The sequence below is a fragment of the Caulobacter sp. BP25 genome (genome assembly GCF_002737755.1).
Taxonomy (GTDB): domain Bacteria; phylum Pseudomonadota; class Alphaproteobacteria; order Caulobacterales; family Caulobacteraceae; genus Caulobacter.
Genome location: NZ_PEGH01000020.1, coordinates 167,833 through 193,841 on the forward strand (window position 1 = coordinate 167,833; position 26,009 = coordinate 193,841).

General features: G+C 68.5%; 25 protein-coding genes and 1 pseudogene. 16 read left to right on the plus strand and 10 right to left on the minus strand.

Annotated elements, in window-relative coordinates:
* From CSW59_RS19680 to CSW59_RS19690, 3 genes are read left to right on the plus strand one after another with little or no spacing between them, the layout of a single operon-like run.
* Entirely contained in the window at window positions 1-405 is a 405-nt protein-coding gene (locus tag CSW59_RS19680) for a helix-turn-helix transcriptional regulator (RefSeq protein ID WP_099445663.1), read from the plus strand.
* Window positions 402-860 carry an SRPBCC domain-containing protein gene (locus tag CSW59_RS19685; protein ID WP_099445664.1) on the plus strand — a complete coding sequence of 153 codons (459 nt, stop codon included), beginning with the start codon at window positions 402-404 and terminating at the stop codon, window positions 858-860. Before CSW59_RS19680 ends, CSW59_RS19685 begins: the two co-directional genes overlap by 4 nt.
* The gene (locus CSW59_RS19690) at window positions 857-1,510 is read left to right on the plus strand and encodes a glutathione S-transferase family protein (RefSeq protein WP_099445665.1); all 654 of its coding nucleotides are present in this window, start codon (window positions 857-859) and stop codon (window positions 1,508-1,510) included. Before CSW59_RS19685 ends, CSW59_RS19690 begins: the two co-directional genes overlap by 4 nt.
* A 106-nt stretch (window positions 1,511-1,616) precedes the next feature.
* Here the strand turns inward: CSW59_RS19690 and CSW59_RS19695 are convergent, their stop codons facing one another.
* Window positions 1,617-2,234: a DUF2306 domain-containing protein gene (locus CSW59_RS19695; protein WP_099445666.1), complete on the minus strand. Its 618-nt coding sequence runs from the start codon at window positions 2,232-2,234 to the stop codon at window positions 1,617-1,619.
* Window positions 2,235-2,342: 108 nt separating this feature from the next.
* Between CSW59_RS19695 and CSW59_RS19700 the strand changes: the two genes are divergently transcribed.
* Entirely contained in the window at window positions 2,343-3,110 is a 768-nt protein-coding gene (locus CSW59_RS19700; RefSeq protein ID WP_099445667.1) for a LytTR family DNA-binding domain-containing protein, read from the plus strand.
* On the opposite strand, the gene CSW59_RS19705 is transcribed toward CSW59_RS19700, so the two are convergent.
* On the minus strand, window positions 3,064-4,281 hold the full coding sequence (locus CSW59_RS19705; RefSeq protein WP_099445668.1) for a patatin-like phospholipase family protein: 1,218 nt from the start codon (window positions 4,279-4,281) through the stop codon (window positions 3,064-3,066). The genes CSW59_RS19700 and CSW59_RS19705 overlap by 47 nt on opposite strands.
* A gap of 121 nt (window positions 4,282-4,402) precedes the next feature.
* Here CSW59_RS19705 and CSW59_RS21025 point away from each other — a divergent pair, with 121 nt between their 5' ends.
* A complete protein-coding gene (locus CSW59_RS21025) occupies window positions 4,403-4,573 on the plus strand; it encodes a hypothetical protein (protein WP_201722867.1) in 171 nt (56 codons plus the stop codon).
* Window positions 4,574-4,725: 152 nt separating this feature from the next.
* Window positions 4,726-6,531: a HAMP domain-containing methyl-accepting chemotaxis protein gene (locus CSW59_RS19710; RefSeq protein WP_099445669.1), complete on the plus strand. Its 1,806-nt coding sequence runs from the start codon at window positions 4,726-4,728 to the stop codon at window positions 6,529-6,531.
* A 149-nt stretch (window positions 6,532-6,680) separates the two neighbouring features.
* Here the strand turns inward: CSW59_RS19710 and CSW59_RS19715 are convergent, their stop codons facing one another.
* A complete protein-coding gene (locus CSW59_RS19715; RefSeq protein WP_013078114.1) occupies window positions 6,681-6,890 on the minus strand; it encodes a cold-shock protein in 210 nt (69 codons plus the stop codon).
* Window positions 6,891-7,173: 283 nt separating this feature from the next.
* Here CSW59_RS19715 and CSW59_RS19720 point away from each other — a divergent pair, with 283 nt between their 5' ends.
* On the plus strand, window positions 7,174-7,353 hold the full coding sequence (locus CSW59_RS19720) for a hypothetical protein (RefSeq protein ID WP_099445670.1): 180 nt from the start codon (window positions 7,174-7,176) through the stop codon (window positions 7,351-7,353).
* A 19-nt stretch (window positions 7,354-7,372) separates the two neighbouring features.
* Here CSW59_RS19720 and pgsA read toward each other — a convergent pair whose 3' ends face one another.
* Window positions 7,373-7,990: a CDP-diacylglycerol--glycerol-3-phosphate 3-phosphatidyltransferase gene (gene pgsA / locus CSW59_RS19725; protein WP_099445671.1), complete on the minus strand. Its 618-nt coding sequence runs from the start codon at window positions 7,988-7,990 to the stop codon at window positions 7,373-7,375.
* Window positions 7,991-8,148: 158 nt separating this feature from the next.
* Here pgsA and CSW59_RS19730 point away from each other — a divergent pair, with 158 nt between their 5' ends.
* The 3 genes from CSW59_RS19730 (at window position 8,149) to CSW59_RS19740 (ending at window position 11,318) form a co-directional block, all read left to right on the plus strand.
* Entirely contained in the window at window positions 8,149-9,819 is a 1,671-nt protein-coding gene (locus tag CSW59_RS19730) for a sensor histidine kinase (protein ID WP_099445672.1), read from the plus strand.
* On the plus strand, window positions 9,819-10,706 hold the full coding sequence (locus tag CSW59_RS19735; protein ID WP_099445673.1) for a kinase: 888 nt from the start codon (window positions 9,819-9,821) through the stop codon (window positions 10,704-10,706). Before CSW59_RS19730 ends, CSW59_RS19735 begins: the two co-directional genes overlap by 1 nt.
* Before the next feature lie 168 nt (window positions 10,707-10,874).
* Window positions 10,875-11,318 carry a hypothetical protein gene (locus CSW59_RS19740; RefSeq protein WP_099445674.1) on the plus strand — a complete coding sequence of 148 codons (444 nt, stop codon included), beginning with the start codon at window positions 10,875-10,877 and terminating at the stop codon, window positions 11,316-11,318.
* Between the two features lie 107 nt (window positions 11,319-11,425).
* Here the strand turns inward: CSW59_RS19740 and CSW59_RS19745 are convergent, their stop codons facing one another.
* The 4 genes from CSW59_RS19745 to CSW59_RS19760 all read right to left on the minus strand — a co-directional run bounded on the left by CSW59_RS19745 (window position 11,426) and on the right by CSW59_RS19760 (window position 15,822).
* Window positions 11,426-12,535, minus strand: coding sequence for a mitochondrial fission ELM1 family protein (locus CSW59_RS19745; protein WP_236632278.1), 1,110 nt, complete (start codon window positions 12,533-12,535; stop codon window positions 11,426-11,428).
* A gap of 109 nt (window positions 12,536-12,644) precedes the next feature.
* The gene (greA, locus tag CSW59_RS19750; protein ID WP_099445675.1) at window positions 12,645-13,118 is read right to left on the minus strand and encodes a transcription elongation factor GreA; all 474 of its coding nucleotides are present in this window, start codon (window positions 13,116-13,118) and stop codon (window positions 12,645-12,647) included.
* A 280-nt stretch (window positions 13,119-13,398) separates the two neighbouring features.
* Entirely contained in the window at window positions 13,399-15,012 is a 1,614-nt protein-coding gene (locus CSW59_RS19755; protein WP_143755026.1) for a methyl-accepting chemotaxis protein, read from the minus strand.
* Window positions 15,013-15,159: 147 nt separating this feature from the next.
* Window positions 15,160-15,822, minus strand: coding sequence for a glutathione S-transferase family protein (locus CSW59_RS19760; RefSeq protein ID WP_099445676.1), 663 nt, complete (start codon window positions 15,820-15,822; stop codon window positions 15,160-15,162).
* 97 nt (window positions 15,823-15,919) lie between these two features.
* On the opposite strand from CSW59_RS19760, the gene CSW59_RS19765 reads away from it, so the two are divergent.
* The 4 genes and pseudogenes from CSW59_RS19765 to CSW59_RS19785 form a co-directional block, all read left to right on the plus strand.
* The gene (locus CSW59_RS19765) at window positions 15,920-18,133 is read left to right on the plus strand and encodes a methyl-accepting chemotaxis protein (RefSeq protein ID WP_201722876.1); all 2,214 of its coding nucleotides are present in this window, start codon (window positions 15,920-15,922) and stop codon (window positions 18,131-18,133) included.
* Between the two features lie 42 nt (window positions 18,134-18,175).
* Entirely contained in the window at window positions 18,176-18,889 is a 714-nt protein-coding gene (locus tag CSW59_RS19770) for a cytidylyltransferase domain-containing protein (RefSeq protein ID WP_099445678.1), read from the plus strand.
* Window positions 18,886-19,872 carry a UDP-2,4-diacetamido-2,4,6-trideoxy-beta-L-altropyranose hydrolase gene (gene pseG / locus CSW59_RS19775; RefSeq protein ID WP_099445679.1) on the plus strand — a complete coding sequence of 329 codons (987 nt, stop codon included), beginning with the start codon at window positions 18,886-18,888 and terminating at the stop codon, window positions 19,870-19,872. Before CSW59_RS19770 ends, pseG begins: the two co-directional genes overlap by 4 nt.
* 345 nt (window positions 19,873-20,217) lie before the next feature.
* Window positions 20,218-20,745: pseudogene (locus CSW59_RS19785) on the plus strand (MBL fold metallo-hydrolase); the annotation flags it as partial.
* Window positions 20,746-20,754: 9 nt separating this feature from the next.
* Here the strand turns inward: CSW59_RS19785 and CSW59_RS19790 are convergent.
* Entirely contained in the window at window positions 20,755-23,139 is a 2,385-nt protein-coding gene (locus CSW59_RS19790; RefSeq protein ID WP_099445680.1) for a PAS domain-containing sensor histidine kinase, read from the minus strand.
* Window positions 23,140-23,212: 73 nt separating this feature from the next.
* On the opposite strand from CSW59_RS19790, the gene CSW59_RS19795 reads away from it, so the two are divergent.
* Window positions 23,213-23,692, plus strand: a complete 480-nt coding sequence (locus CSW59_RS19795) for a Dps family protein (protein WP_201722868.1) — start codon at window positions 23,213-23,215, stop codon at window positions 23,690-23,692.
* Between the two features lie 15 nt (window positions 23,693-23,707).
* Window positions 23,708-24,934 (plus strand): cell wall hydrolase, encoded by a 1,227-nt coding sequence (locus CSW59_RS19800; protein WP_099445681.1) that lies wholly within the window; start codon window positions 23,708-23,710, stop codon window positions 24,932-24,934.
* Between the two features lie 28 nt (window positions 24,935-24,962).
* Here the strand turns inward: CSW59_RS19800 and trxB are convergent, their stop codons facing one another.
* Window positions 24,963-25,970: a thioredoxin-disulfide reductase gene (trxB, locus tag CSW59_RS19805; protein WP_099445682.1), complete on the minus strand. Its 1,008-nt coding sequence runs from the start codon at window positions 25,968-25,970 to the stop codon at window positions 24,963-24,965.
* Window positions 25,971-26,009: the final 39 nt, after the last annotated feature.

Genomic DNA, 26,009 nt, shown 5'->3' on the forward strand with positions numbered 1-26,009 from the left:
ATGACCGACCCCCTCTCCGCCACCTTCGCCGCTCTCGCCGACCCGACCCGCCGGGCCATCCTGGCGCGCCTCACCGAGGGCGAGGCGACCGTGAACGACCTGGCCGCGCCGTTCGACATCAGCCTGCCGGCCGTCTCGCGCCACCTGAAGGTGCTGGAGACCGCCGGCCTGATCAGCCGCTCGCGCGAGGCTCAGGCGCGGCCGTGCAAGCTGGAGGCGGACGCCCTCAAGCGCGCCCATTCCTGGATCGAGCACTACCGCCGCTTCTGGGACGCGCGCTTCGACCAGCTGGCCGACTACCTCGCCGAACTGCAGGCCACAGAGGCGGACGCCTCCCCCTCCCCCATCGCCAAGCCCAGGACCCCAAAGCCCAGGACCCCAAAGCCCAGGACCCCAAAGCCATGACCGACACTGTCGTGATCCAGGACGACGAGCTCCTGATCGAGCGCATCTTCGAGGCCCCGCGCGAGCTCTTGTTCAGCGTCTGGACGCAGCCCCAGCACCTGCTGAATTGGTGGAGTCCGAAGGCCTTCACGCCGCTGTCGATCACCCACGCGCTGGAGGTCGGCGGGACCTATCGCTACGGCGTGCTCAGCCCCGACGGGAACGAGGTCTGGATGACCGGCATGTTCCAGGAGATCGTCCCGAACGAGAAGATCGTCATGACCTTCCGTTGGGAGAACGGCGCCTTTGACGTCGACAACCTGATCACCGTCACCTTCCTCCCGCTGGCCAGCGGCCGGACCCTGGTTCGCTTCCGTCAGACCCCGTTCAAAACGCTCGAGGGCCGCGACGCCCATGTCGGCGGCTGGAACGGCGTGCTCGACAAGCTCGCCGCCTATCTGGAGACCGTGCAATGACCCCCGTCGTTTCCGCCTACAACTGGGTCCCCGACATCGCGCGTGGCAAGGTGCGCGACCTGAGGGCGCGCTGGGCCCTTGAGGAGATCGGCAGCTCCTACGCGACCGAGACCGTCCTGCATCAGGACAAGTCCGCCTATCTCGCCAAGCAGCCGTTCGGCCAGGTGCCGGCCTATGACGACGGCGAGATCGCGCTGTTCGAGAGCGGCGCGATCGTGCTGCATATCGCGCAGGGTCAGCCGGCCCTGATGCCCAGCGATCCGCAAGGCCGGGCTCGGACGATCAGCTGGATGTTCTGCGCGCTGAACACGCTGGAGATCCCGATCAGCTTCCTGGCCGAGCTGAACGTCTTCAGCGCCGGTCAAGCCTGGACGGAGGGCGCGCGGCCCCGCGCCGAAGGCTGGGTGCGCCAGCGCTTGGCCCAACTCGCCGCGCGGCTGGGCGAAAACGCCTATCTGGACGGCGAGCGCTTCACGGCCGGCGACCTCTTGGTGGCCGACGTGCTGCGCAACGCCCCCGAGGCGATGCTGGCCGAACGCCCGAACCTGGCCGACTATCTGGCGCGCTGCACGGCGCGGCCGGCGTTCCAAAAGGCGATGGCGGCGCAGTTGGCGGACCTCAACGGAACCCCGCCGCCGGGCTGGGGCTAGAGCACTTTCCGATAGGTGTGAAACGGTTATCGGATCGAAAAATGCTCTAAACTTTTGAATGAGAGCCCTTTCCGATCTGATTGATCCAATCAGATCGGAAAGGGCTCTAGAGGCTACGGGACGAGGCGGGGCTGGGCGCAGCGGACAGCCACGCCTCGGCCAGCAGCAGGTTCGGAACCCAGCACAGGAACGAGATCGCCTGGTAGACCTCGACGAAAGAGGCGCCGGGTATGAAGGCGAGCGGCAGATACAGCCGCAGGGTGACCGCCGCCAGGGTCAGGGCGAACGAACGGATCATCCAGGCGCGATGATCGGTGAGACGGCCCTGCAAGGCTCGGCGCCAGGCGAGACTGGTCGTGACGATCCAGCCCACCCCCAGCAGGCCAAAGCCAGCGCTGGCGATCGGTCCCGCCGTCACGCCCAGCGCTAGCGCCAGACCGCCGATCCCGCCCGACAGACAGCCCAGGACATAGATCCGCCCCAGCAGCTGATGAACGCTGGGCCAGCGCGCGCGGACGCCCCGCAGCATCTGGAAGGGCCCGACCAGCAGAGCGGTCGCCGCGCCCGCCACATGCAGGGAGAGGAACGGATCGACAAACCGGTTGGCCATCACATTAGTCGCCAAGGGCCCGATCCTGGGCAGGTAGCGATAGGCGGTCAGGGCGACCAAAAGGCTGAGGATCATCATCAGCACCCAGGCGAGACGGGATAGGATCTTGGGCATGGTTCGGCTCCGGTTTCGGACCGAGATTGCAAGGCTTGCTGGGTCGCGCTACGCCAAGCCCGTGAGCGGCGCCCATTCTGCGCGAACGGCGCCGGGGGCTGACCGTATATGACTCTGAAGGATCGGCCGGCCGCCCTGAGGCGTCTGACCATCGACCTCTTGCTGCTGACCGCGCTGGGCCTGGTGCTGGGCGTGCTGTCGCCCTTTGGCACCGCGCGCCTGCCGCCCGGCGATCGCTTCGGCTACTGGCTGCTATCCATCGTCGGCGGGGGCATGCTGGGCGTAGCGGTCGACGAGCTTCTGGGCCGTCGCATCGACCACTTCGCGCGGCGCCTGCTGACGGTAACCACCGTTATGACGCCGGCCGTCGTGGTCTGGGTCGGGCTAGTCGAGATGATGTTCGGCCACCAGAGCTTTTGGCTTCCGCCGGTTCTGTGGTTCCGCGTCTGGGTGATCAGCGGCCTCGTCATGGCGGTGCGCATCCTGGCCTGGCGCAAGCCGGTCGCCCCGCCGCCGATTGTCGAGACCCGCCTGGTGGTCGCTTCGCCCCTGCCCGAGGCCGAGGCCGCCTTCCGTCAAAGGCTGTCGGCCAAGCGTCGAACCGCTCAGCTGATCGCGGTCGAGGCGCACGACCACTATCTGCGAGTCCATACCGACGCTGGCCCCGAGTTACTGACCTTGCGCTTCTCGGACGCCCTGGCCGAGCTGGCGGGCGTCCACGGCTTCCAGACCCATCGCTCCTGGTGGGTTGCGGCAGATGCGATAGAGGCGGCGCACTGGCGGCGCGGGTCGGGCGAGTTGCGCCTGGCCGGCGGTGTCGTGGCTCCGGTCAGCCGCCGTCACGTGTCTGTGCTGCGGGCGGCTGGCTGGCTTTGAGCCCGGACGGGTCCGCCGCCTTGACCTCGGCCGACGGATCGGTCGGCGAGACCCACGCCGCGCCGGACTTGCCCAGGACGTAGCCCAGCTTGAACAGCGCCCGACGGTTCGGCCCAGCGAAGTCCAGCCCCGAGAAGTCGCCCTGGGCGTCGTCGGGGATGGCGGTGTAGCGGAACAGCCCGCCATTGCGCCGGGTGAAGGCGGCGTTGGCGGTCAGGTGGGTGCGTAGCTGGGCCTTGTTCATGGCGATCCAGGAGCGGCCCACGATCGACAGGGCGTCCCCCTTGGTGAAGCCAAAGCCGCCGCCGATCTGGCCGTTGACGATCACCGACACCTCACCGGGCCCGGTCTGGTCGCGGCCGGGCAGGATCGACAGCAGCAGCGTCTCGGGCGCGACGAAGAACGGCGTGGTGACGCTGCCGTCGACATGCATCTCCGAGAGCTTGCGGTTGGCGCCCTGGACCTCGATCAGGCTGGGCGGGAAGACGCCGGGGATGCTGGCCGAGGCGACCAGCACATCGCGAAACAGCTGCAGGGACGTCGCGTCGCCGCGCGAGGCGATCGCGCCCATGTCCCAGATCATCGTCTGCTCGGTGTCGAGATTGGTGGTGGCGATCATCAGCCGCCGCCCCTTGGCGTGCTCGACCGCCACCGCGTATAGCAACGGCGGATCGACATACTTGGCCACCAGGTCGCGCAGGGCGTGGTTGCGGAAGAGGCTGGGCGCGAAGAACAGATCCAGGCCCCGCTTTTGCAGAATCCGGTCAGCTGCGTTGCTGGTGTAGGCCTCGCTCAGGCGCCGGTCCCAGTCCTTGCCTAGATAGGCGAACGGCGCGGTCAGGGCGCCGGTCGAGACACCGGTGACGATGTCGAAGTCGGGCCGGTCGCCCGCCTCCGTCCAGCCGACCAGCACGCCGGCGCCATAGGCCCCGTTCGAGCCGCCGCCCGAGATGGCCAACACATTGACCTTTCGTCCGGCGGTGTGGGTGTGGACGTCCTCCGCGAACTTCAGGCTGGCGGCGGGATCGGCGGCGCTGAACCGCACGTCGGCCAGCCCCTGCGGCGCGACCGAGCCGAGGTCCGAGGCCGTGAAGGCGTCCCGTGACACGGTCCCGCAGGCGGAAAGGACGAGCGTGAGCGCCAGGGCGGCGAGGACGCGAAGGCCGCGCATCGGAAGCGTCTCCCAAGATCGAGCTGGATGATTAGCGCCGAAGACCCCTTAGGGGAATTGTCCGCCTTGCCATCGCCTAGATTTGCGAGTCATTCTCAATATCAAACGAGAGGAGTCAGCGATGGTCTACAGAACCACGGGCGCGAGCGTGCTGGCCTGGATGATGCGCGCCGAGCGGGCCAAGCGGGCGGCGCTGGAGCAGGATCTTTCGTGGCTGTTGCATGGCCCGACTGATCCGGAGGTCGTCGAGGCCCTTCAAGAAGAGTCCGCGCCCCTCCTCGCGGCAGAGTAGAGTGACAATCCATCAAAATACAAATACGACACTCATTCAGTATCGGATCAGAAAGCTGCCTGAATAGACAGTACCCGAATCGAGCTTTCGGGACGAAATCGTAAGAAGGCCATTAAGCTAAACGCGTCATCGTCCAGAACGCTGGAGGACCCATGACGCTGACTATTCGCCACCGCCTGTTTGCTTGCCTGGTCGCGCTAGGCGTCGCCTTGGCCGTCACGGCGGCCGAGGGGACGCTGGCCCTGCGGAGCGCCAACATCCGGATGAACTCGGTGATCGTCGATCGCGTCCAGCCGCTCCGCCAGCTGAAGATCGTGTCCGATATGTACGCGGTGAACATCGTCGACACCGCCCACAAGGCGCACGCCGGGACGATCACGAACAAGGCTGCCCTGGACAACATTGCGGCGGCCGAGAAGGCGGTGAACGAGAACTGGACCGCCTATATCGGCACGACCCTGACCCCCCACGAAAAAGAACTGGTCACTGAAACCCTTGCGCGGTTTCCCGCCGCCAACGCGACCGTCGCCCGCCTGAAGCAGATCCTTCAGGCCAACGACCAGGCGGCCCTGGCCGCCTTTACGGCCAATGAACTCTATCCGACGATCGACCCGCTGACCGGCCAGATCAACCTGTTGATCGACCTCCAGATCCAGGTCTCGCTTGAGGAGGGCCAGGCTTCGGCCAAGGCCTACGCCACGACGCTGTGGATCATGGCCGGCATCGCGCTGGCCGCCGCGGCGGTGCTGGCCGCCAGCGTCAACATCATCGCCCGCAAGGTCACCACGCCGCTCAGCCGCATGACCGACGTCATGCGCCAGCTGGCCGCCGGCCGCCTGGAAACCGCCGTGCCCGAACTGGGCCGCGCCGACGAGATCGGCGCGATGGCCGGCGCCGTGCAGGTCTTCAAGGAGGCGGGCCTGGAGAAACGGCGACTAGAGGCCGAGGCCGCCGAGGCCCGCGCCACCATCGAAGCCGAAAAAGCCCGCGAGGAAGCCCATCGACGCGAAGAGGCTCGCAAACAGGCGCAGGTCGTGCACGCCCTGGCCGAGGGCCTGGACAAGCTGTCGGCCGGCGATCTCGCCTTCCGGGTCGAAGACAGCTTCGCGCCCGAATACGACAAGCTGCGCGTGGACTTCAACGCGGCCATGGGATCGCTGGAAGACGCTATGCTGGTGGTCAACCAGGCTGCGGCCGGCATCCGGGGCGGCTCGATGGAGCTCAGCAAGGCCGCCGACGACATGGCCCGCCGCACCGAGCAGCAGGCCGCCAGCCTGGAGGAGACCGCCGCAGCCCTCGACCAGATCACCGCCACGATCCAGCGCTCGGTCAGCAGCATCGGCCAAGCCAACAAGGCCGTGGCCGGCGCCAAGTCAGACGCCGAGCGCTCGGAACGGATCGTGTCGCGCGCGGTCGAGGCGATGGGCGGTATAGAAGGCTCGTCGCGGCAAATCAGCCAGATCATTGGGGTGATCGACGAGATCGCCTTCCAGACCAACCTGCTGGCCCTCAACGCCGGGGTCGAGGCCGCCCGGGCCGGCGAAAGCGGCAGGGGCTTTGCCGTGGTCGCTCAGGAGGTCCGAGCCCTGGCCCAGCGCTCGGCCGAGGCCGCCAAGGAGATCAAGGGCCTGATCACCAGCTCGGCCAGCCAAGTCGATCTGGGCGTCGAGTTGGTGCGCGAGACCGGTCAGGCGCTGGAGACGATCATCAGCCGCATCGACGGCATCGCCGCCCAGGTTACGGACGTCGCCGCCTCCGCCCAGGAGCAGTCGACCGGCCTGAACCAGATCAACGCCGCCGTGAACCAGATGGATCAGGCAACCCAGCAAAACGCAGCCATGGTCGAACAATCGGCGACGGCCAGCGGCAGCCTGGCCCGGGAGGCCGACTCCCTTGCGGTGCTGATGGGTCGCTTCCGCTTCGCCGACCCCTCGGGCGCGAGCCGCAAGGCGGCCTAGACGGAAAGAGGCCGACGCAAGCGCCGGCCACAGAACCGCAGAAACAAAACAGGCCGGCGCGAGCGCCGGCCGGAACCCCAAATGCAAACAGGCCGGCGCAAGCGCCGGCCTGTCGGTGCGAACCCGAAGGTCCGCGAAACCTGGGTCGATTAGACCGCTTGCAGCTGACCAGCCGAAGTCTTGCCGCTGCGGCGATCGACTTCAGGCTCGAACGACAGCTTTTGGCCTTCGTTCAGGCCGTTCAGGCCAGCGCGCTCAACGGCCGAGATGTGGACGAAGATGTCCTGGCCGCCGTTGTCCGGCTGGATGAAGCCGAAGCCCTTGGCGGAATTGAACCACTTCACGGTTCCAGTAGCCATGGTGAGTATCCTTGTAGACATGGGTGTTCGTCGTCCGAAAACGTCTCGGGCGACGATCAAATTTCGTTGGAAGTTCGGAAGGCGCGTCCGGCGCTCCGGCACGCGGAGCAAGGAATAGCAGGCCGAGCGGCAGCGAATTCGATGACCTTATCTTGAAGCACTTCTAGGAAATAACAAGAAAAATATTTTCGGACGACTTTAGCCACGCCGCCGGAGCCAAGCTGCGCCTCAAGCGTTTTCATGGAGATGCGTCGATTTCTCCGACGTCGAACAAGAGCTTTCCATGACCCTTCTCGAAAAGATTCCGACGCTTGGCGATGCTGAACTGAAGGTCCTGCTGGCCAACGCCCGTCGCCTGGACGTCACCGGCACGCCCGAGCAACGCCGCGCCGTCGCCGAGGTGATCACGCCCCTGGAACGCGAGGCATCGCGCCGTCGCTCGGTCGCGCGCGGGGGGCGGTAGAAGAAGCGCCAGCCTCCCCTCAGGCCAGCGCTTTACGCGCCGCTTCCCAGTACTGAGCCCCAGTGATCAGGGTGATCAACGTCGCCAGCCACAGCAGGCCGTGGGCCACCACCGTAAAGCCGCCGATCACCGACGGATCCTGCGACAGCCCAAAGGCGCCCCACGAGGCCAGGATCATCTCGGCGCCGATCGACACCAGTTGCAGGGTCGTCTTCCACTTGGCCAGCAGGGTGACCGGCAGTTTGACGCCCTTGCCGGCGCCGACCTCGCGCAAAGCGCTGACCGTGAACTCGCGAAACAGGATCAGGCCAGCCGGCAGCACGACCATCGGGTTCGGCCCCAGAGCCATCAGGCCCAGCAGCGCGCCGCAGACCAGGATCTTGTCGCCGATCGGATCGAGGATCGCGCCCCAAACGCTGACGGCGTCCAGCTTGCGCGCCAGCCAGCCGTCGAAGAAGTCGGTCACCGCCGCGACGACGAAGGCGTAGAACGCCCAGCGCTCCAACCGCAGCTGGCTCTCCGCCGTCAGTTGGTCGCTGACCCACGGGACCGCGCCCGCCGCCGCCGCCAAGGCCACGAACATGAACAGCGCCATCACGAGGCGCGAGCTGGTGAGAATGTTGGGCAGTGATTTCATAGGCGTCTCATACCCACAAACCCGCATCGGCGATACGGTTCCGCTGTACGCCGGTGCCTCTCAAAAACAGTGATTTTTGAGAGGCCGTCGACGACTCGCTCCGATATACAAGTCATGAGGGCGAAGCTGGGCCCTCGTCGAGGCGGGCGCGCCGACGAATGACGGGACAGGATCGCGGCGATTTGAACGGCCGCCGCCGCGTCAGCACGGTGCGCGGGCGGCTGGTTCTGCTGACGGTCAGCCTGCTGATCCCTGCCGTTGTATCCATGGTGCTGCTGCTGGCGAGCGCGGATCGCGAGTCGCGCGGCCAGCTCTATCAGCAGCTGGTCACCACCGCCCGCGCCCTCTCCGGCGCCGTCGACCGCCAGGCCGCCGTTGGTGTGGCCGTGGTCGAGACACTGGCCAGCGACCAGGCGCTGATCAACGGCGACTGGGCCGACTTCCACGCCCGCGCCCAGCGCGTCGTCCAGCGCCGCCCCGGCTGGATCGTGGTTTCCGACATCAACGGCCAGCAGATCGTCAACACGCTCAAGTCCTACGGCTCGCCCCTGCCCCGCTCGCCTCGCGCGAACGAGCTGACCAGCGCCCTGCTGGCCGGGCGCAGCAAGATCTCGGACCTGCGCATGGGCAAGGTCGCGGGCAAGCCAGTGATCACCGTGGCCACGCCGATCCTGGTCAAGGGCCAAGCCTACATCCTGTCCTATGTCGTGGAGTCGGCCTCGTTCACCTCGGTGTTCCGCCAGCAGCGCGTGCCCGACCGCTGGGCGGCCACCCTGCTGGACAATAATCGCCGGGTCATCGCCCGCTCGCGGATGAATGAGCAGTTCACCGGCGCCCTGGCCTCCAAGGACATGGAGGAGAACCTGCGCCACTCCACCGAGGGCGTGAACAAGAGCGTGTCGCTGGAAGGCGTGCCGACCATGGTCGCCTACACCCGGTCTCCCCAGACGGGTTGGACGCTGGTGGTGGCGATCCCAAGGGACGAGCTGGCCAGCACGGTCAACCGCTCGGTCGCGATCGCCGGCGCGGTGTTCCTGCTGCTGCTGATCCTGGGCATTGGCTTGTCGCTGATCTACGCCCGCCGGATCAATGGCGAGATGCGGCGGCTGGTCAGCGACGCCGCCGCCATCGGCCGCGGCGAGACCTTGCCGCCGTCGGGTCCGGATGACCTGGAGGAGATCGCCGCCGTCCACTCGGCCCTGCGCCAGGCCTCCCGCGAGCTGAAGGCCCGCGAGGAGCGGCAGGTCGTGATGATCAACGAGCTGAACCACCGGGTTAAGAACACCCTGGCCACCGTCCAGGCCCTGGCCCGCCAGACCTTCCTGAAGACCGACGGCGCGCCGGTCGACGTGTTCACCGAACGACTGATCGCCCTGTCCGGCGCCCACGACCTTCTGACCAAGACAGGCTGGCGCGAGGCCGATATGGACCAGCTGGTTCAGAAGGCCCTTGGCGCGCACGTGGGCCGGGTGCATCGCGAGGGGCCGACGGTCGCCCTGGCGCCGCATACGGCGGTCGGGCTGTCGATGGTGTTCCACGAACTGGCCACCAACAGCGCCAAGTACGGCGCCTTGTCGGTCCCCGGCGGGACGGTCGAAGTCTCTTGGCGCCTCGATCCGGTGACGGGAAACCTGGCCTTCACCTGGCGCGACGTCGGCGGGCCGCCGGTCTCGCCGCCCCAGACCCGGGGCTTTGGCACCCGGCTGATCGAAAGCTCGATCCGTCGCGAACAGAAGGGCCACGCTCGCTTCGATTTCCGCCCCGGCGGCCTGGTGTTCGAGGCCAGCCTGCCGCTGCCCGAGACGGTGCGCTGGAGCAATCCCTACTGATGGACGCCGAGGCTGGGATCATCGCGGCCTTCGTCCGCGACGAGGGCCTGCCGGAAGATTTCGAGACCCTCGCCGAACGCCTGCACCGGCCGCTGGCGGCGCGGCTCGCGAGCTGGGCGGTCGAGCACCACTCGCCGCTGGTCGTCGGGATTTGCGGGCCCCAGGGCTCGGGCAAGTCGACCCTGGTCGCCCTGGTCGAGCAGCTGCTGGCCGCGCGGGACCTGAAGGTCGCGACGCTGTCGATCGACGACCTCTACCTGATCCGCGCCGAGCGGACGCGGTTGGCGCACGAGGTCCATCCGCTGCTGGCCACGCGCGGGGTCCCTGGCACGCACGATCCGGCCCTGGGCCTCGCTGTCCTCGACGCCTTGGGACGCCAGGGGGCCACCGCTCTGCCCCGCTTCGACAAGGCCGCCGACGACCGCGCGCCGCAAGGCCGCTGGCCGCGCGTCGAGGGGCCCGTCGATGTCGTGCTGCTGGAAGGCTGGTGTGTCGGCGCGCGCCCGCAGCCGACGGCGCTACTGGCCGCGCCGATCAACGCCCTGGAACGCGACGAGGACCCCGACGGCGCCTGGCGCGGCTTCGCCAACGCGGCGCTGACGGGGCCCTACGCGCCGCTGTTCGCGCGACTCGACCACCTGGTGCTGATGACCGCGCCGGACTTCGCGACGGTCCGCGCCTGGCGGGGCCAGCAGGAGGCCCGCCTGCGCCAGCGCCTCGCCGCCGAGGGCCGCGATCCGAGCCTGGCGATGGACGACGCCGCTCTCGACCGCTTCGTCGCCCACTACGAGCGCCTGACCCGCTGGATCGCGGCGGACCTCCCGGGCGTGGCGGACGTGGTGGTGAGGTTGGATGAACGGCGGTGGCCGGGAGAAGCGCTCGCTTAGCGCCCCCCTCCGTCACGAGGCTTCGCCTCGCGCCACCTCCCCCGTTTCACGGGTGAGGTGGAACGGCTCATCCTTCCCCGCGTGCGGGGGAGGTGGATCGTCGCGGATACGCGGCGAGACGGAGGGAGCGCTCTGGCTCCACCCGCCCCCATCGGCTAACACCGTTCCATGAGCTACTCGAGCGAAGACATCGCCGCCCTCGCCGAGGGCCTGGTGAGCCACACGCTGCCCAAGGAACAGTGGACGCACGCCGCGCACCTGGCCGCCACACTGCGCCTGGTCCGCACCCGCGACGCGGGGCTGGAGCGCGACCTGCCGGAGATCATCCGGACCTACAACGTCTCGGTCGGCGGGGTGAACGACGACCAGGGCGGCTATCACGAGACCATCACCCAGGCCTATCTGGCCGCCATCCGCGCCTTCGTCGCGGCCCTGCCGCCAGGGGCCAGCGACGCCCAGGCCGTCACGCGCCTGCTGGCGAGCCCGATGGGCGACAAGGCCTGGCCGCTGACCTACTGGTCGCGCGAGCGGCTGTTTTCGGTCGAGGCGAGACGCGGCTGGGTGGAGCCGGACCTGAAGGCGCTGGAGCATCCCAAAATCCCTCTCTCTTAGAGAGATGGCGGGGCCCGCCGCGAAGCTTGGGAGGGTGAGGGGTTTCACCCTGTCAGAATTGAATGCGGTCTTATTCTAGAGGGGCCTGACGGTGAGGTCGAAACCCCTCACCCTCCCATCCCGCCTGCGTCGGGATGGGCCCCGCCCTCTCCCTCTGGGAGAGGGGTCTTAGAAGCGCGCTTGCGCTTGGGCTTAGGCGCCTCGACCGGAACTTCCACGCCCATCCGCGCCAGCACCTCGCGCGCCGCGCGGTCGGTCTCGTTGACGGGATCGTAGGTCCAGCCGTGGAAAGCGCCGCCATAGGGACGCGCCGCCCCCATGCGCTCCAGCTCCTCGTGGAACAGGCGGAACTTCAGGCTTGAGCCGTCCATCTTCAGGACGAAGACCGGCTTGCCGGTCGAGGCCGCCTCCGTGGCCATGTTGGTGGAATCCTCGGTGACTAGGATGTAGTCGGCGGCCGCCAGGAACGCGAAGTAGGGGTTGGCCCCCTCACCGTTCCAGATCACGCCCGGCAGATGCCGCAGCCGCGCGGTGATCAGGGCTCGTGCCGGCTCGGGCGTACGGCGCGAGAAGGTCATCATCAGCGAGCCGCCCTCCTGCTCCAGCGGGATCTGGATGGAGTGGGCGATCTGGGCGGCGCGCTGGCTGGAAAGGTCGAAGGCCTTGGACTTGCCGCCGATCAGCACCGCCACGCGCGGACGCGGCAGGGGGTCGATCAGGCGCTTGAAGACCTTGGCCTCGCTCGCCAGGCGCTCAGGCGTCACGCGGTGCGGTGAGCCGGTGATCGGCAGAACGTTGTCGCCCGAGAGCCGGTCGTGCTTGGGCGGGATCACCAGGTCGAACATGGAGGCCGGGACACGCGGGTCCTGGATCTGCGCGACATAGGTCCTGCCGCCCGACCAGCGCTTGGCGCGGATCGACAGGGGCAAGGTGGCGCGGCCGGCGGCCAGCCAGACGTCGGGCCAAGCCTCGCCGTCCTTGGGACCAGGGATATCACTCTCGGGCGTCAGCCAGCGGCGGGGAAAGAGGTTCAGCCACCAGGGCAGCCGGCCGGTGCGCCCCTTCCAAGCGACGCGTTTGACCGTGACCTCGCAGGGAACCAGGCGCGACAGAGCATCGGCCAGGCCCACGACCTGGGCCTCGATGCCGGCGCGACCGTCGGACACCGCCCAGACCTTGAGCGGAAGGGCGGGCGGAGATTTGGGCGTTTCGGCCAAGTCATCACCCCGGGGCAAGAAAACGAAACAAGGCCGTCCCCTGGCAGATGCGCCCGGAACGGCCTTGTCTTGTTCAATCAGACTTGTGGCGCGGCTAAGGCGAGACGCCCTACAGCCACTCCACCTTGGTGATCTCGTAGGCCTTCACGCCGCCGGGCGTGTTGACCTCGACCACCTCGCCGACTTCCTTGCCGATCATCGCGCGCGACAGCGGCGAGGACACGGAAATACGGCCCGACTTCACGTCGGCCTCGTGCTCGCCCACGATCTGGTAGCGGGCCTCGTCCTCGGTGTCCTCGTCGACCACGCTGACCGTGGCGCCGAACTTGACCTGCTTGCCAGACAGCTTCGAGACGTCAATGACCTGGGCGCGAGCGATCTTGTCCTCGATCTCGGCGATCTGCCCTTCGATCCAGCCCTGACGCTCCTTGGCGGCGTGGTACTCGGCGTTTTCCGACAGGTCGCCGTGCGAGCGCGCTTCGGCGATCGCGGCGATCACCGACGGACGTTCGATGGTCTTCAAACGCTTCAGTTCTTCGTCGAGGGTCTGATAACCCCCGACGGTCATCGGCACTTTTTCCATTGCGGATTTTAGCTCGGACGCCTTGAGAGGAAAGACTTCCGGTCGCGGGCGCTCGTGACCGGGGGCTGGGAGGATAGGCGCCCCATTCCCGATAAGCAAGGGGGCCGGGTCAAGGTGAAGCTTGGTCCGGCGACTTCAGTCCGGCCTCCCTGGCGAATGCCGAGGCGCGGATTTCATCTGCGGCGCCTAAGGTTGATGCGCCCTAACGCGGCGCCGGCGGCGGCGGTTCCGTGGCGGTCCGATCTGGACGCCCGGCCAGGTCAGGGCGCCGGGCGCTTCCCTAGGCGCGCAGCCGTTCGATGGTCGGCGGGCCATGCGGCAGGTCGAACTGGTCGACGAGATCGGCCAGCAGGGCCGCGTCGGCGTTCAGGGTCTGAGTCGCCTCGGAGGTCTCCTCGACCATGCCGGCGTTCTCTCGCAGCCCCTGGTCCATCTCGGCGACGGCCGTGTTGACCTGCCCCAGGCCCTGGGCCTGGGCCTGGGCCGAGCCGGCGATCTCCGAGACCAGAGCGTCGATCTCCGAGATCTGGGTCACCATGCGCTGCAGCGCCTCGCCCGTGCGGCCGACCAAACCGACGCCCGTCTCGACGTGCTGGGTTGAGGTCGAGATCAGTTGCTTGACCTCCTTGGCGGCCTCGGCCGAGCGCTGGGCCAGGGCCCGGACCTCCATGGCCACGACCGCGAAGCCCTTGCCGCTCTCGCCGGCGCGGGCGGCCTCGATCCCGGCGTTCAGGGCCAGGAGGTTGGTCTGGAAGGCGATCTCGTCGATCACCCCGATGATGTTGGTGATTTCCTGGGACGAGCTTTCGATGGCGGTCATGGCCGCGACGGTCTGCTCGACCACCTCGCCCGAGCGCTCGGCGTCGTCGCGGGTGCGGGCCACCACGTCGGCGGCCTTCTTGGCGCCGGAGGCGGTCTGACTGACCGTCAGGGTGATATCGCCCATAGTCGAGGCGGTCGCCTGCAGGCTGGCGGCCTGACGCTCGGTGCGGCGGGCCAGCGACTGCACGGCCTCGGCGATCTGGTCGGAGCCGGAGCGAACGCCATCAACCCGGCTCTCGATCACGGTCAGGGCGTCGGCCAGGCGGTCGGCGGCGGTGTTGTAGTCGGAGCGCAGGGCCTCATAGGCCTCGGCGAACTGGGTGTGCAGCCGCGCGGTCAGGTCGCCGCGCGCCAGGTGCGACAGCGCCTGGCCCAGGGCGGCGATGGCGGCGTCGCGCTGGACTTCAGCCCGTTCGTACGCCTCGGTGTGACGCTTGCGGTTGTCTTCCTCGGAGCGCCGAGCCTCGATTGCGGAGTCCTGAGCGGCGCGGGCCTCGCCCACCGCCTCCTCTGCCTGGGCGCGAGCCTGCTGGGCCAGGGCGAAGCGGTGATTGACGCTGGCGGCTACGGCGATCAGCGCGCTGGCCTCGACCAGCACCACCACCGCCTGGACGATCTGACGTCCCCAGGCCGCCGCGCCCTCGAACAGCGTCTGGGGCGCGAAGAACGACAAGCCCACCTGCGATACTAGGATCGCTGCGGCAGCGGCGGCGATCACGGCCCAATCGCAGTAGATGACCAGCAGACCCAGGGCCGCGAAATAGGTCACGTGCATCTCGGCCTGCCACGGATGACCGGCGAGCGCGGCGATCAGCAGCGACAGTTGCGCCATCAGCGCTGCGCCGATCAACATCCGGCCGATCGAGCCGTCGCCGGCGCGCAGCAGGATCACGGTCGAGATCAGGGCCAGGGTGATGGTCGCCGCGGCCAAAGCGATGGACGCGCCGTGCGTGGCCAGGCGCGCGATCAGCAGCATCGGCACGATGCTCCAGATCAGGGCGACGACCAGCCGTCCCCCGGCCTGACGCTGGGTCTCCAGGGTCGAAAAGACCAGCCCCAAGGGCGCTCTCATCTTCGCGGCGACGCTCAAGGCGGGCGTGCTCCCTCTCCACGTCGCGGATGGAAGCCGGGACGCTAGGCTCACGATTGCGCGGGCGCCGGTTTGCCAAGTCTTAACTTTAACGCCCCGGCGACGCTTGGTCGCAGGCCGTCGAACCCACTATGCGTAAGCGTATGGCCCGCCGCGTTCCAGCGCCCGCTGGTAGGCAGGCCGGGCGTGGATCTTCTCCAGGAACGCCTTCACGTGCGGACGGCTGGCCGCCCCCGCGCGATCGGCGCCGGCCTCCAGCGGGAAGCTCATGGCGATGTCGGCGGCGGTGAATTCGGCGCCCGCGAACCAGGGCGACTTGGAAAGCTCGGCTTCCCAATAGTCGATGTGGGTCTTCAGCTGCGGATCGACGAAGCCGGCTTGGGCCTTGGCGGCGATCGACTTTACGATCGGCTTCATCAGCCCCGGCGCGCGGTTAGGCAGAGCCGAGAACACCAGCTTCAGGAGCAGCGGCGTCATGGCCGAGCCCTCGGCGTAGTGCAGCCAGTAGGTATAGCGCAGACGCTCGGGCGCACCCGATGCGGGGACAAGCTTTCCGCCGCCGTAAACCCCGATGATGTACTCGATGATCGCACCCGTCTCGGCTATCACCGTGTCGCCGTCGCTGATCACCGGCGACTTGCCTAGCGGGTGGATCGCCTTCAGCTCCGGCGGGGCCAGCATGGTCTGCGGGTCGCGCTGATAGGGCTTGATCTCATAGGGAACCCCCAGCTCCTCAAGCAGCCAAAGGACGCGCTGGCTCCGAGAATTGTTCAGGTGGTGGACGACGATCATGCCGCACTTCTCCCTTGTCTATGCCTAACCAATGACCAGCCGTTCAGCGTTCTGCAAGGTTTACCAAGTCTTGTGCCGCCCCAGTAGAGTTGGGGGAATTGGGATGACCGGAGCGTTCAAGCGGCTTTCGCTCGCCGGAAAGCTGATGGCCGCTGGCGGCGCCGCGCTTGGCGTCTTGCTGATCGTGGCCTCGCTGCTGATCAGCATCAGCAGCGGCCAAGCCGTCCGAGGCCTCGCCGAACGCTACGCCGCCAGCATGACGGCCGAGACGGCGATGGGGGTCAAGAACGATCTGGACGACGCCGACGCCGTGGTGCGCGCCGCCGCCGGCATGTTCTCGGCCTCCTACGTCTCGGGCCAGCGCGACCGGGCCGCCTACATGGCCCAGCTGAAGCCGATCTCGGCGGCGTCCAAGGCGATGCTGGGCGGCTGGCTGATGTTCGAGCCGAACGCCCTGGGCGACGACGCCGCCGTCGCCGGCCGCGCCGAGCTGGGCTCGACCCCGTCGGGCCGCTTCATCGGCTACTGGGTCCGCGACGGCGAAACCCTGAGCGCCGAGCAGGGCGAGGACGATGAGTTCAACCAGGACTTCTACACCACCAGCTTCCTGAGCGGCCGCCCGGCGATCCTGGAGCCCTATTCCGACAACGTGGCCGACGGCGGCCAGCAGAAAATGGTGCTGATGACCTCCATCACCTATCCGGTGATCACGGGCGGCAAGACCGTGGGCGTGATGGGCGCGGATCTGGCGCTGAACGACATCGCCGCGCGCCTGAGCGCCATGAAGCCGTTCGATGACGGCCGCGCCATGCTGGTCTCGCCCGGCGGCCTGTGGGTCTCGCACCCCGATGCTGCCCTGCGCATGAAGGCCTATGCCGATCCGGGCCTGGACGTGGTCAAGCAGGTCATGGCCTCGGGCCAGCCGGCCATGATCGACAATGTGAAGCTGAACGGCCGCAAGGCCCAGCGCCTGGTCGCGCCGGTGCGCCTGGCCTCGGGCGCGACCTGGGCCGTGGTGGCCGACGTCAGCGAGGACGCCCTGCTGGCCCCCGCCCGCCGCCTGTCGCTGGGCCTGGCCATCGGCGGCCTTGTGCTGCTTCTGGCCTCCCTGGCCGTGCTGGCCGTGGCCTCGCGCCGGCTGATCGCCCGGCCGCTGGTGACCCTGCGCGAGACCGTGAAAGGTCTGGCCGAGAACCGCTACGACCTGCCGGTGGCCGAGACCGAACGCGCCGACGAGATCGGCTCGATCGCACGCGCCCTTGAAACCCTGCGCAGCGAGCTGGCCCGCGCCCAGGCCCTGCGCGACGAGCAGGACGCCCTGCGCCGCGCCGCCGACGCCGACCGCGACCGCGCCGTTGCGCTGTCCCTATCCATCGACGAGCAGACCGGCGTCGTCCGCGAGGTGGGCCAGGCCCTGGCCGCCGTGGCCGACGGCGACCTGTCGCGCCGCATCAAAGGCCCGTTCGCCGACGTCTACGAGCCGCTGCGCCAGGACTTCAACAAGGCCGTCGCCAGCCTGGAGCAGGCGATCGGCGAGATCGCCGAGGCCGCCGACGCGATTGGCGCGGCCAGCGACACCCTCTCCAACGCTTCGGGCGAACTCGCTCGGCGCACCGAGCGTCAGGCCCAGGGGCTTGAGCGCGCGGCCGGCTCGCTGAACGCGGTCACCGGCGCCATGGGCGAGGTCGCCGGCGGGGCCGACGAGACCCGCCGCCTGGTCGCCTCTGCCCGAGGCGAGGCCGACGACGGCGGCGCCGTCGTCACCGAGGCCGCCCAGACCATGGGCGAGATCGACGCCTCCTCGCGCCGCATCGGCGACATCGTCGGCCTGATCGACGAGATCGCGTTCCAGACCAACCTTTTGGCCCTGAACGCAGGCGTCGAGGCCGCGCGCGCCGGCGAGGCCGGCAGGGGCTTCGCGGTCGTCGCCCAGGAAGTGCGGGCCCTGGCCCAGCGCTCGGCGGACTCGGCCAAGCAGATCAAGACGCTGATCAGCCAGTCGGACGCTAGCGTCCAGGCCGGCGTGGCCCTGGTCGAAAAGACCGGCGCGGCCCTGCACGGCGTCGCGGGCCAGATGGCTGGCATCGACGCCGCCGCCACCCGCATCGCCTCGTCGGTGCGCGAACAGGCTCAGGACCTGTCGACCGTTAACGCCGAGGTCTCCGAGATCGAGCGCTTCACCCAGCAGAACCTGGCCATGGTCGAGAGCGCCCGCATCGCCGACCAGGCCCTGGCCGGCCAGGGCGCACGGCTGATGGCCCTGGTGGGCCGCTTCAGGCTGGGGCGCTCAAGCCTGCGCCGGGCGGCTTAAGGGCGGCTGGCCTTTCCCGCCGAGACACCCCATCATCCGCCCATGATCGTCGCTATCCTCCAGGCCCGCATGAGCTCCACCCGGCTGCCGGGCAAGGTGCTGATGCCGATCGTGCGCCAGCCGATGATCGTGCGGCAGATCGAGCGCGTCGCCCGCGCCCGCAAGATCGACAAGCTGGTCGTGGCCACCTCGGACGGCCGCGAGGACGACGCCATCGAGAAGGCCGTGCTGCGCGAGGGGATCCCGGTGTTCCGGGGCTCGCTGCGCGACGTGCAGGACCGGTTCATCGGCGCGCTGGACGCCCACCCCGCCGACCATGTGGTGCGCCTGACCGCCGACTGTCCGCTGGCCGATCCCGACCTGATCGACGCCACGATCGACCTCTATCTGTCCAGCGACGCCGACTACGCCAACAACACCGCCCCCGGCCGCGCCTGGCCCAAGGGGACCGACATCGAGGTGATGCGCGCCTCGGCCCTGCGCGAGGCGGCTAAGGTCGCCACCCCCGAGGCGCGCGAGCACGTCACCTGGGACATCCGCATGCAGCCCGAGCGCTGGCGCCAGGTGTTCCTGGCCTGCCATCCCGACCAGGGCGCGGTGCGCTGGACGGTCGACCGCCCAGACGACTACGCGTTTGTCGCGACGGTCTATGACGCGCTCTATCCTAGAAACCACGCCTTCACCTCGGACGACGTGCGGGCCTTCGTGCGCGATCGGCCCGACCTCGAAGAGTACGGGGGCGACCGGCGGGTATGAGCCGGATCCTGCTTGTCTGCGCGGCGGGCCCCAGCGTCGGCGGCGGCCATGTGATGCGGTCCCTGACCCTGGCGCGGGCGCTGGAGCAGGCCGGCGCGACCTGCGCCTTCTTGAACGCCCCCGAGGTCGGCGCGGTGCTGGACGCCTTCGCGCCGGACATGACGCGGGCGGAGAGCAATGCGGGTTTCGACGCTCTAGTGTTCGATCACTACGGCCTGTCAGCCAACGACCACCGCACGCTGGCCAAGGGCCGCCCCGCCCTCGCCCTCGACGATCTGGCCGATCGACCGCTGGCAGCCGACCTGGTGCTTGATTCCGGACCCACCCGGCAAGCGGAAGACTATGCGGGCCTTCTCCCGCCGGACGCGCGCCTGCTGCTGGGCCCCGCCTACGCGCCGGTGCGTCCAGCCTTCGCGGCCCTGCGCGACACCGCCTTGGCGCGGCGAGCCGAACGGCGGCCCGTACAGCGCATCCTGGTCTCGCTGGGCCTAACCGACGTCGGCGGGATCACCGATCGGGTCGTCGGACTGCTGCGCCCGCTGGTCGGCGAGACCGCGCTGGACGTCGTGGTCGGCGGCGCCGCGTCCAGCCTGCCGGCCCTGCGCGCCCTCGCCGCTGAGGACCCGCGCCTGACCCTCCACGTCGACACCCAGGACATGCCGCGACTGACGCTGGAGGCGGACCTCGCGATCGGCGCCGGCGGCTCGACCACCTGGGAGCGTTGCGTTCTGGCCCTGCCGACCCTGGCCCTGATCCTGGCCGACAACCAAGCGCCAGCCGCGCGGGCGCTTGAGGCGGCGGGCGTCGCGCCCTGCCTGGACGTCGTCGCGCCGGACTTCGAGGCGGCCTTCACTCGGGCGGTTGCGGACCTGTTGGCGAGCGCCGACCGCCGCACGGTGCTGTCGGCCGCCAGCGCCCAGGTCTGCGACGGCCTAGGGGCCGAGCGCGCGGCGGCGGCGTTTTTGGAGGTCATAAAGCGCTGAATTTCAGAACCTTCCGTTATTCCCGCCCTTGTGGCGGGAACCCCTGTTTCTGCTGACACGTGAGACACAAGCGGACCGCCAGGCCACATGGCGGCCGTCACCACGATCATCACCGCGAACAGGCGCCGCGCCAGCAGCGGCCGACTGGCCATCAGCGGCGCGAGCTTGGCCCCAACGAGCCCCCCGACGACGCCGCCCGACGACGCCGCCCGACGACGCCGCCCGACGACGCCGCCCGCGACCAGGGCCAGGAACACCGGCCAGTCAACCAGGCCCGAGGCCGCGTAGCTGGCGCTGGTGGCCGCGCCGAACAAGGTCACCGAGACCAGGGACGAGGTCGCCGCCGACGGCGCGGCGTTCGACGTCCTGATGAACGAAGGCGACGCCCTGCCTTTGGGCGAGTTCTCCATCGGCGCGCTACATGCGCCTGGTCATACCCCCGCGTGCCTTACCTATAGGATCGGCGATGCGGCCTTCGTGGGCGACACCCTGTTCATGCCCGACTATGGCACCGCCCGCGCCGACTTTCCCGGCGGCGACGCGACCACCCTCTATCGCTCGATCCGCAAGGTCTTGGCCCTGCCGCCCGAAACCAGGATCTTCGTTGGCCACGACTATCTGCCCGAAGGCCTCGCGGACTATCGCTGGGAAACCACGGTGGCCGAGGAGCGGGCGCGCAACGTCCATGTCCATGACGGCGTCGAGGAAGCCGACTTCGTGGCCCTGTGTCAGGCGCGGGACGCGACCTTGGCCGCGCCCACGCTGATCCTACCCTCGCTGCAGGTGAACATCCGCGCCGGCGCCCTGCCCGCCCCGACGGCGGCTGGGAGCGTGTTCCTGCGGATACCGGTCAGCGGCCCACCGCTGTCTTGAAGCCAGGCCTCAGCGCGGCAGCGCTCGGGCGAGCGCCTGGGCCAGGGTCTCCAGAGAAAAGGGCTTGGAGATGAACGGCCAATCGCCGGCGCGGGCGCGGCTCTGGTCGCCGCCGACATATCCCGAACACAGCACTACCGGCAGGCCAGGGCGCGAGGCGGCCAGCTGTTCGGCCAGATCGACGCCACTCTTGCCGCCGGGCATGATCACGTCGCTGAGCACCAGCTGAATGCCCCCATCCTGTTCAAGGCGAGCGAGGGCCTCGTCGACGCCGCCGGCGCGAACGACCGCGTGGCCCAAGTCGCTGAGCATCGCCTCAACCAGTTCGGCCACCTGCGGATCGTCCTCAACCAACAGCACGCGGGAGGGCGTCTGGGCGCGGATATGATCGACCTTTTGGGCTGGGTCTCCCGCGGTGGCTGCCTCAACCACCGGCAATAGCAGCGAGACGGTCGAGCCCTCGCCCACCACACTCTCGATCTCGACCGAGCCGCCACTCTGGCGGGCGAAGCCATAGACCTGCGACAGGCCAAGGCCAGTGCCTTCGCCGGGCGGCTTGGTGGTGAAGAACGGCTCGACCGCGCGGGCGATCGTGGCCGCGTCCATGCCCGAGCCGGTGTCGCGCACCGAGACCTTCAGATAGGCGCCGGGCTCGAGCTCGCCGCTCCGTTCGGCGATCGTCACCGCGCCAGACTTGATGGTCACCGAGCCGCCGGGCGAGGTGGCGTCGCGGGCGTTGACCACCAAGTTCAGCAGCGCCGCCTCGAACTGGCCGGCGTCTATGCGCGCGGCCCGCACCCCGGCGCCCAGGCGCAGCTTGAAGCCGTAAGCGTCGCCCAGAGCGCGCTTGAGCAGCTCCTCGCTCTCGGCGATCAGGCCATCGACGCGGCGCACCTCGGGCTTAAGCGGTTGGCGGCGGGCGAAGGCCAGCAGATGCTGGGTCAGCTTCTCACCGCGCTTGGCCGCCGCCAGGGCCGCGCCCAGCATCCGCTCACGCCGCTGGACATCGTCGGGATGGCGCGAGACCACGTCCAGGGCGCCGATCACCACCGTCAGCAGGTTGTTGAAGTCGTGGGCCACCCCGCCGGTCAGTTGGCCGATCGCCTCCAGTTTCTGAGCCTGTAGTAGCGCCGCCTGGGCCGCGTCGCGCTCGGCCACCGCCGAGGCGGCGCGTTCGCTGAGCAGCTCGTTGATGTTGGTCAGGTTCTCCTCAGCCCGCTTGGCGTCTGTGATGTCGAAGGCGATGCCGACAAAGCCGGAGAAGGCGCCGGTCGGGTCGAAGCGGGGCTGCGAGAACGACTTCAGCCAGCGCCACTCACCGTCGCCCCGCAGGTAGCGCCCCTCCAGGCTGAAGGGCTTGCGTGAGGTCTCGCCCTCGATCTGGGCCTTCAGCAGGTCAGGCAGGTCGTCTGGATGAAGCCGCGTGCGCCAATCGAGGTTCAGCGCCTCGTCGTAGGAGAGGCCCGCGAACTGGACATAGGCCTGGTTGACGAACTCGCGCACCCCGCCAGGGCGGGTGGTCCACATCAGGGCCGGCGCGCTGTCTGCCAGACTGCGGAAGCGCGCCTCGCTCTCGCGCACCTGCTCCTCGGCGCGGCGGCGGTTGGTGACGTCGAAGTTCAGACCGATCATCCGCTTGGGCTTGCCGGTCTCGTCGCGGATCACCTCGCCCCGGCCATGAACCCACCGCTCGCCCTGGCTGGTGTCGGCCAGGCGATACTCGACCTCGTACTCCTCAGCGCCCGCGAGGGCCGCCTGGACGCGGGCCTGAGCCAGGGGGCGGTCGTTCGGGTGCACATACTGGGCCATCTCGGCCAGGCTGAGGGGCCCTTCGACAGGCGCGCCCAGGTTCCGCCGCGCGGCGGGCGAAAAATAGAGCTCGCCCGTTTCGATATTGAACTCCCAAGGCCCCACGCCCGCAGCGGTCTGGGTCACCCGAAGGCGTTCCTCAGCGTCATTCAAATCTCTCTTGATCTTGGCTAGGCCCCGCATGGCGTCGCGCAGCCCCTCGGCGACGGCGACCACCATCGCCGCGCACAACAAGTAGATGACCATGGTGGCCAGCTCGTCATCGGACAGCGGCGTCCCTTCGCGCCCTCCCCAAAGCCACCAGCCAAAGACTCCGCCCGCCAGGGTGGGGACAAGGCCCCAGCGCCAGCCGGCATAGAGCGTCACCATCATCACTGCGGGGAAGAAGGGCTGTGTCGCCCCCACGCCGCCATTCAGGCCCAGCAAGGTGACCCGAATGAGGATGGCCATCGCCACGCCGATCAGCGCCGCCAGCGCGCACAGGGGCGCCGGTGGTGGAACCGGAGGGATCAGCCACGCGCTAATCAAGCCGTGAATGCGTCCTTGCTCCTCGGAGGCAAGGGACGGGGCGTCTTTGTTCTCCATCTTCGTCCCGGCAAAGATGTCTTGCACGGAAGATGGGCACGCTTACCTAAGACAAGCAACACGGGAGATCACGATGGCCGACGCGCTGAACACCGGACTGAGCGCCAAACAACGCTCCGACATCGCCGCGGCGCTGAACAAGGTGCTGGCCGATAGCTATGCGCTGTATCTGAAGACGCACGGCTATCACTGGAATGTTCGGGGCCCGAATTTCCAATCGCTGCACGTTCTTCTGGAAGGCCAGTACACCGAGGAATGGACGGCGCTGGACGCCATTGCCGAGCGCATCCGCGCCCTGGGCGAGCTGGCGCCGCAAGGCTACGCCGCCTTCGGCAACCTTTCGAGCATCAAGGACGGCAATCCCGATAATGATTGGGAGGCCATGCTCAAGGAGCTGCTGGCAGACAACGAGACGGTGATCCGCACCCTGCGCGACAGCTTCCCGGTCCCAGACGAGGCGGGCGACGAGGCCACGGCCGACCTCTTCACCCAGCGTCTGCAAGCGCACGAGAAGCACGCCTGGATGCTTCGCTCCACGCTCGGCGGCAAGTAGCCGCCAGAGGGCGGGGTGGGGTCTCTGAACGCATCGCCAGTTCGCAAGGCCGCCGCGACCCTGCTGGTCGTCGGCGGCCTTTGCGCGTGCTCGACCACGACCTACTATGTCGCCGCCGGCGAGGGGCGTGAGGCGGGCCTCTTCCGGGTGACCGGCAGTTTCAGCGACAAGGGTTTAGCCCGCTACGTCGCCGACTATGACCCCGCCATGCTGGCCCTGGCTCAGCGCCACGATCCCCGCCCCCACAAGGACTACTGGGGCCGCGTCGAGGGCTGGGAGGTCATCGACCTCAAGGCCATTCCGCGTCTGGGCGACCGCGAGCCAGACTTTGAGGCGGCGCGGATCATCAACGCCCAGCGTCCGATGTCTCCGGACGGATTGGAGCCGGCCAAGCCGTTCGTGCTGACCGGCTCGACCGACGCCAAGGCCAAGGCGCTGAAGTGCCTGACCCAGGCGGTCTATTACGAGGCCGGCTTCGAGCCGAGCGAGGGCCAGATGGCCGTGGCCCAGACGGTGATCAACCGGATGCGGCATCCGGGCTATCCCAAGTCGATCTGCGGCGTGATCTACGAAGGCGCAGCCCGGGCGACCGGCTGCCAGTTCAGCTTCGCCTGCGACGGCTCCCTGGCGCGCGAGCCTGCGCCAGCGATGTGGGTCAACGCGGAGGCCGTGGCCAAGCGGGCTCTGAACGGCTTTGTCTTCAAGCCAATCGGCACGGCGACGCACTACCACGCCGACTATGTCGCCCCTTACTGGGCCCCGACCCTGGTCAAGCTGAAGCAGTTTGGCCAGCACATCTTCTATCGCTGGACCGGTCCCTCAGGGATGCTAGCTGCGTTCAAGGGGCGCTATTCGGGGAACGAAACGGTCTCGGCCGACATCCTGATGGCCGCCGACCCGCGCATCCTCGAAGGAGCGCCGCCCGAAACGCTGGCCGCCGAAGCCGCGCCGGCGACGCCCGTGATAACAGGGGCCATGGCCCAGATGCTGGGAGTTTCGACTCTCGTCCTGCCCACCGCCCGGCTGGTGACCGTTCCCGACCCCAATGCGCCGAGCGGAGAGCGCGTGGTGGCCCAGGGCGTGGTCGCCGGCCGCCGCATCCCGACCGCCGAGGAGATCGCCAAGATCAACAAGGCGCTGGAGGCGGTGAGCGAGCCCACACCGGCTCCCGTCGCCGCGCCGCCCGCGCCGCCGCCGAAACCCAAGCCTCGGCCGCCGAGTTTGCTGAATCCGCTGAATTAAATCCTCCCCCCAGTGGGGGAGGATTTGACTACCAAACCCCGATCTTGTTCGCCTCGGCGTGGCTGATCGGGTGGTGGGCCTTCTTGTGGTCTTCCTCGGCCAGGAAGCGGACGGCTTCCAGGGCGGCCATACAGCCCATGCCGGCGGCGGTGACGGCCTGGCGGTAGACGTCGTCGGTGACGTCGCCGGCGGCGTAGACGCCCTTGATCGCGGTCGAGGCCGTGCCGGCCTTGACCTTCAGATAGCCGCCCGGACCGGTGTCCAGCTGGCCGGCGAACAGCTCCGACGACGGCGCGTGGCCGATGGCGATGAAGACGCCGTCGCAGGAAAGCTCGGTGGTCGCGCCGGTCTTGATGTTCTTCAGGCGCACGCCCGTGACGCCCATGGGATCGGTGTCGCCGGTGACCTCGTCGATGACGCTGTCCCAGACCACCTCGATCTTCGGGTGGGCCAAGAGGCGCTCCTGCAGGATCTTCTCGGCGCGCAGTTCGTCCTTGCGGTGGACCAGGGTCACCTTGCTGGCGAAGCTGGTCAGGAACAGCGCTTCCTCGACGGCCGTGTTGCCGCCGCCGACCACGACCACTTCCTTGTTGCGATAGAAGAAGCCGTCGCAGGTGGCGCAGGCGCTGACGCCAAAGCCCTGGAACTTAGCTTCACTTTCCAGGCCCAGCCACTTGGCCTGGGCGCCGGTGGCGATGATGATCGTCTCGGCGATCCAGTCCTGGCCGCTGTCGGTCTTGACCGTGAACGGACGCTTGGACAGGTCGACCGAGGTGACGATGTCGTTGACCAGCTCGGTGCCGACATGCTCGGCCTGGGCGCGCATCTGGTCCATCAGCCAGGGGCCTTGGATGACGTCGGCGAAGCCCGGATAGTTCTCGACGTCTGTCGTGATGGTCAGCTGGCCGCCCGGCTGGATGCCGGCGATCAGCACGGGCTTGAGCAGCGCGCGGGCGGCGTAGATGGCGGCGGTGTAGCCGGCGGGACCCGATCCGATGATCAGGCAGCGGGTTTGGCGGGGAGCGGTCGTGGACATGGCGGATATCTAGGCGCGATTCCGCCGTCGCGCCAGATT